The organism is Vandammella animalimorsus, from assembly GCF_002285285.1.
Taxonomy (GTDB): domain Bacteria; phylum Pseudomonadota; class Gammaproteobacteria; order Burkholderiales; family Burkholderiaceae_C; genus Lampropedia; species Lampropedia animalimorsus.
In genome coordinates this window covers 1-5,926 of sequence record NZ_NSJF01000011.1, presented here as the reverse complement: position 1 = coordinate 5,926, position 5,926 = coordinate 1, and the positions used below count along the sequence as shown (strand labels likewise).

The window sequence follows — 5,926 nt, the reverse complement described above, 5'->3', positions numbered from 1 at the left end:
AAAACAAACCCCCCAATTCCGAGAGGAAGAGGGGGGTTTAGGGCATAGAAGCCTGACGATGACCTACTTTCACACGGGAATCCGCACTATCATTGGCGCTAGTCCGTTTCACTGTCCTGTTCGGGATGGGAAGGAGTGGTTCCAGACTGCTATTGTCATCAGGCATAACTGGTGTTGTTGCTGAGTTCTTACAGCAACAAAAAGCATAGAGTCGAATCGAATGATTTTGATTGCGCTGGCCAGCCTTAGCAGTTTGCTGCTGTGCTTTGTCGATCGTTGTGGGATCGATTTGTCAAAGTTATAGGGTCAAGCCTCACGGGCAATTAGTACTGGTTAGCTCAATGCATTGCTGCACTTGCACACCCAGCCTATCAACGTCGTAGTCTTCAACGACCCTTTAGGGGGCTCAAGGCCCCGGCAGATCTCATCTTGGGATGAGTTTCCCGCTTAGATGCTTTCAGCGGTTATCTCGTCCACACTTAGCTACCCGGCGATGCCACTGGCGTGACAACCGGTACACCAGAGGTGTGTCCACTCCGGTCCTCTCGTACTAGGAGCAGGTTCCCTCAAATCTGCAGCGCCCACGGAAGATAGGGACCAAACTGTCTCACGACGTTTTAAACCCAGCTCACGTACCTCTTTAAATGGCGAACAGCCATACCCTTGGGACCGACTTCAGCCCCAGGATGAGATGAGCCGACATCGAGGTGCCAAACACCGCCGTCGATATGAACTCTTGGGCGGTATCAGCCTGTTATCCCCAGAGTACCTTTTATCCGTTGAGCGATGGCCCTTCCATACAGAACCACCGGATCACTTAGTCCTAGTTTCCTACCTGTTCGACTTGTCAGTCTCACAGTCAAGCACGCTTATGCCTATGCACTATTAGCACGATGTCCGACCGTACCTAGCGTACCTTCGAACTCCTCCGTTACGCTTTGGGAGGAGACCGCCCCAGTCAAACTGCCTACCATGCACTGTCCCCCGCCCTGATTCAAGGGCGCAGGTTAGAACCTCAAACACACCAGGGTGGTATTTCAAGGACGGCTCCATGAGAACTAGCATCCTCACTTCAAAGCCTCCCACCTATCCTACACAGATCTGTTCAAAGTCCCATACAAAGCTACAGTAAAGGTTCATGGGGTCTTTCCGTCTTTCCGCGGGGAGATTGCATCATCACAAACATTTCAACTTCGCTGAGTCTCAGGAGGAGACAGTGTGGCCATCGTTACGCCATTCGTGCAGGTCGGAACTTACCCGACAAGGAATTTCGCTACCTTAGGACCGTTATAGTTACGGCCGCCGTTTACTGGGACTTCGATCAAGAGCTTGCACCCCATCACTTAATCTTCCAGCACCGGGCAGGCGTCACACCCTATACGTCCACTTTCGTGTTTGCAGAGTGCTGTGTTTTTAATAAACAGTCGCAGCCACCTATTTTTTGCAACCCATTCATGCTCAGATGTTCTCATCACACTAATAGGGCACACCTTCTCCCGAAGTTACGGTGTCAATTTGCCGAGTTCCTTCTCCTGAGTTCTCTCAAGCGCCTTAGAATACTCATCTCGCGCACCAGTGTCGGTTTGCGGTACGGTCGCCTATAGCTGAAGCTTAGTGGCTTTTCCTGGAACCCCGTTCAGTGACTTCATGAGCAAGCTCACTCGATCGACAGCCTCGGTATATGTGTGCCGGATTTGCCTAACACACGCCTACTTCTGCCTAAACCAACTATTCCAACAGTTGGATCACCTATTAAGATTCGTCCCCACATCGCACTATAGGTCGGTGCAGGAATATTAACCTGCTTCCCATCAGCTACGCATCTCTGCCTCGCCTTAGGGGCCGACTCACCCTACGCCGATGAACGTTGCGTAGGAAACCTTGCGCTTACGGCGAGGAGGCTTTTCACCCCCTTTAACGCTACTCATGTCAGCATTCGCACTTCTGATACCTCCAGCAGCCTTTACAAGCCACCTTCGCAGGCCTACAGAACGCTCTCCTACCACGCACAGTAAACTGTGCATCCGCAGCTTCGGTAACTGGCTTGAGCCCCGTTACATCTTCCGCGCAGGACGACTCGATCAGTGAGCTATTACGCTTTCTTTAAATGATGGCTGCTTCTAAGCCAACATCCTGACTGTCTATGCCTTCCCACCTCGTTTCCCACTTAGCCAATTTTAGGGACCTTAGCTGGCGGTCTGGGTTGTTTCCCTCTCGTGTCCGGACGTTAGCACCCGGTGCACTGTCTCCCAAGCTGTACTCTGCGGTATTCGGAGTTTGCCTTGGTTTGGTAAGTCGCCATGACCCCCTAGCCAAAACAGTGCTCTACCCCCGCAGGTAATACTTGAGGCACTACCTAAATAGTTTTCGGAGAGAACCAGCTATTTCCGAGTTTGTTTAGCCTTTCACCCCTATCCACAGCTCATCCGCTAATTTTGCAACATTAGTCGGTTCGGTCCTCCAGTACCTGTTACGGCACCTTCAACCTGGCCATGGATAGATCACTCGGTTTCGGGTCTACACCCAGCGACTAGACGCCCTATTCGGACTCGATTTCTCTTCGGCTCCCCTATTCGGTTAACCTCGCCACTGAATGTAAGTCGCTGACCCATTATACAAAAGGTACGCCGTCACCCCGAAGGGCTCCGACTTTTTGTAAGCATGCGGTTTCAGGATCTATTTCACTCCCCTCCCGGGGTTCTTTTCGCCTTTCCCTCACGGTACTGGTTCACTATCGGTCGATTACGAGTATTTAGCCTTGGAGGATGGTCCCCCCATATTCAGACAGGATTTCACGTGTCCCGCCCTACTTGTCTCTAGCCTAGTACCACACAGAATTTTCACATACGGGGCTATCACCCACTGTGGCCGGAGTTTCCAATCCGTTCTGTTGTCTTCTGCGCTATCACTAGAAGGCTGATCCGATTTCGCTCGCCACTACTTTCGGAATCTCGGTTGATGTCTTTTCCTCTGGGTACTTAGATGTTTCAGTTCTCCAGGTTCGCCTCGTTAACCTATGAATTCAGTCAACGATACCCTAACGGGTGGGTTTCCCCATTCAGAAATCTTCGGATCAATGCTCATTTGCCAGCTCCCCGAAGCTTATCGCAGGCTATCACGTCTTTCATCGCCTGTAATCGCCAAGGCATCCACCACATGCTCTTATTCACTTGACCCTATAACTTTGACTTCTGCTTTCGCAAAAACCTCCATCACAGAACAAGCAAACTTGCTTACGCGTTTGCCGTAATTCACGCTTGTCTTGAAGAGCCACCTAAAATTTTTAGACAGCTCAGAGAACAATCGTCAATTACTGAACAATTCAAACTTCTTTGAATGTTCGTTGTTGACGCAATCAAAATCATTGCTGATGGCACGGCGCAGATTTACTGCTTTCCATCAGCAACGCTGATTCGACTCTATGATTTTTTAAAGAACAGCCAATTTCATCGATTGATATCGATAAACAACAAAAAAGCCTTTAAGACCAAAATCTTTTAAAGCCTTTTTGGTGTTTAACGAAACTGCGCATTCTAGCACAACTTATGAGGCAAAAAAAATTAATGCCGAATGCTCTTTTTGGTGGAGGATGACGGGATCGAACCGACGACCCCCTGCTTGCAAAGCAGGTGCTCTCCCAGCTGAGCTAATCCCCCAATAGATTCAATCCATTGGATTTCATCCACCCCATCTTTCGACAGGATTTTGGTGGGTCTAGTTGGGCTCGAACCAACGACCCCCGCCTTATCAAGACGGTGCTCTAACCAGCTGAGCTACAGACCCATCACCAAATACCATTTGGTATTTGATTTCCATTCCAACAACCGATAAGTGTGGACGCTTGGCAAAAGTTGCCTTTTCCAGAAAGGAGGTGATCCAGCCGCACCTTCCGGTACGGCTACCTTGTTACGACTTCACCCCAGTCACGAGCCCTGCCGTGGTAAGCGCCCTCCTTACGGTTAAGCTACCTACTTCTGGCAGAACCCGCTCCCATGGTGTGACGGGCGGTGTGTACAAGACCCGGGAACGTATTCACCGTGACATGCTGATCCACGATTACTAGCGATTCCGACTTCACGCAGTCGAGTTGCAGACTGCGATCCGGACTACGACCGGCTTTATGGGATTTGCTCCCCCTCGCGGGTTGGCTGCCCTTTGTACCGGCCATTGTATGACGTGTGTAGCCCCACCTATAAGGGCCATGAGGACTTGACGTCATCCCCACCTTCCTCCGGTTTATCACCGGCAGTCTCATTAGAGTGCCCAACTTAATGATGGCAACTAATGACAAGGGTTGCGCTCGTTGCGGGACTTAACCCAACATCTCACGACACGAGCTGACGACAGCCATGCAGCACCTGTGTTACGGCTCTCTTTCGAGCACCAAGCCATCTCTGGCAAGTTCCGTACATGTCAAAGGTGGGTAAGGTTTTTCGCGTTGCATCGAATTAAACCACATCATCCACCGCTTGTGCGGGTCCCCGTCAATTCCTTTGAGTTTTAGTCTTGCGACCGTACTCCCCAGGCGGTCAACTTCACGCGTTAGCTTCGTTACTGAAGAAATGAATCCCCAACAACCAGTTGACATCGTTTAGGGCGTGGACTACCAGGGTATCTAATCCTGTTTGCTCCCCACGCTTTCGTGCATGAGCGTCAGTGCAGGCCCAGGGGATTGCCTTCGCCATCGGTGTTCCTCCGCATATCTACGCATTTCACTGCTACACGCGGAATTCCATCCCCCTCTGCCGCACTCCAGCAATGCAGTCACTAATGCAGTTCCCAGGTTGAGCCCGGGGATTTCACATCGGTCTTGCATCGCCGCCTGCGCACGCTTTACGCCCAGTAATTCCGATTAACGCTCGCACCCTACGTATTACCGCGGCTGCTGGCACGTAGTTAGCCGGTGCTTATTCTTACAGTACCGTCATGATCCCCAGGTATTAACCAGAGACTTTTCGTTCTGTACAAAAGCAGTTTACAACCCGAAGGCCTTCGTCCTGCACGCGGCATTGCTGGATCAGGCTTGCGCCCATTGTCCAAAATTCCCCACTGCTGCCTCCCGTAGGAGTCTGGGCCGTGTCTCAGTCCCAGTGTGGCTGGTCGTCCTCTCAGACCAGCTACAGATCGCAGGCTTGGTAGGCCTTTACCCCACCAACTACCTAATCTGCCATCGGCCACTCCAATCGCGCAAGGCCCGAAGGTCCCCTGCTTTCATCCGTAGATCTTATGCGGTATTAATCCGGCTTTCGCCGAGCTATCCCCCACAATTGGGCATGTTCCGATGTATTACTCACCCGTTCGCCACTCGTCATCAGGTGCAAGCACCCATGTTACCGTTCGACTTGCATGTGTAAAGCATGCCGCCAGCGTTCAATCTGAGCCAGGATCAAACTCTTTAGTTCGATCTCTATTAACTCACTCACTTAAGCGGAATTGAAGTTCTCCTGTAAGCTCAAAGCCTACACACTTCGATTCTGTGCTGTGAGCGCTTGGCATTTCTGCCGCACTTTGCTTGCGCAAAGTTTTTGCGACAACTCTTATTCCAAACGCCCACGCTTATCGGCTGTATATTTTTAATGAACCCTGCTTGCCATCCAATGATTTGGATTCGCATTGTTTCGCAATCAGCGAAGCCCTCTACTATAACACAAAATTTCAAGCATTCAAGAAATTTTGAATTTTTTTGAAATCTTGCTTCGAAGACCGCTTCGCATCCAGCGAAGCCCTCTACTATAACACGAAAAAATTTCAAATCAACAAAATTTTGAAATTTTTTTCATCCAGCCTACCAACCAAGCTTTCGAGGAAACTTCGCATTGTAGCAGAAATTTTGAGTCAGTCAACTAACCTCAAACCATCTGCCACCGCAACCACCCAACAGAGCAGCTGCAATCAAGCGAAGGCGTGACTATAACATAAGTTTTTC

Annotated in this window: 2 tRNA genes and 3 rRNA genes; all 5 read right to left on the bottom strand. The window is 50.3% G+C overall.

The features are described 5' to 3' along the window. Window positions 1-50: 50 nt before the first annotated feature. The 5 genes from rrf to CK620_RS13625 all read right to left on the bottom strand — a co-directional run bounded on the left by rrf (window position 51) and on the right by CK620_RS13625 (window position 5,402). Window positions 51-163 (bottom strand): 5S ribosomal RNA (rrf, locus tag CK620_RS13645). Window positions 164-302: 139 nt separating this feature from the next. Then, window positions 303-3,176, bottom strand: a 23S ribosomal RNA gene (locus CK620_RS13640). 404 nt (window positions 3,177-3,580) lie between these two features. Continuing rightward, window positions 3,581-3,656, bottom strand: a tRNA-Ala gene (locus tag CK620_RS13635). Window positions 3,657-3,706: 50 nt separating this feature from the next. Continuing rightward, window positions 3,707-3,783, bottom strand: a tRNA-Ile gene (locus CK620_RS13630). An 81-nt stretch (window positions 3,784-3,864) separates the two neighbouring features. Further along, window positions 3,865-5,402, bottom strand: a 16S ribosomal RNA gene (locus tag CK620_RS13625). Together the 16S, 23S and 5S rRNA genes with 2 tRNA genes alongside form the textbook arrangement of a ribosomal RNA operon. Between the last annotated feature and the right edge of the window lie 524 nt (window positions 5,403-5,926).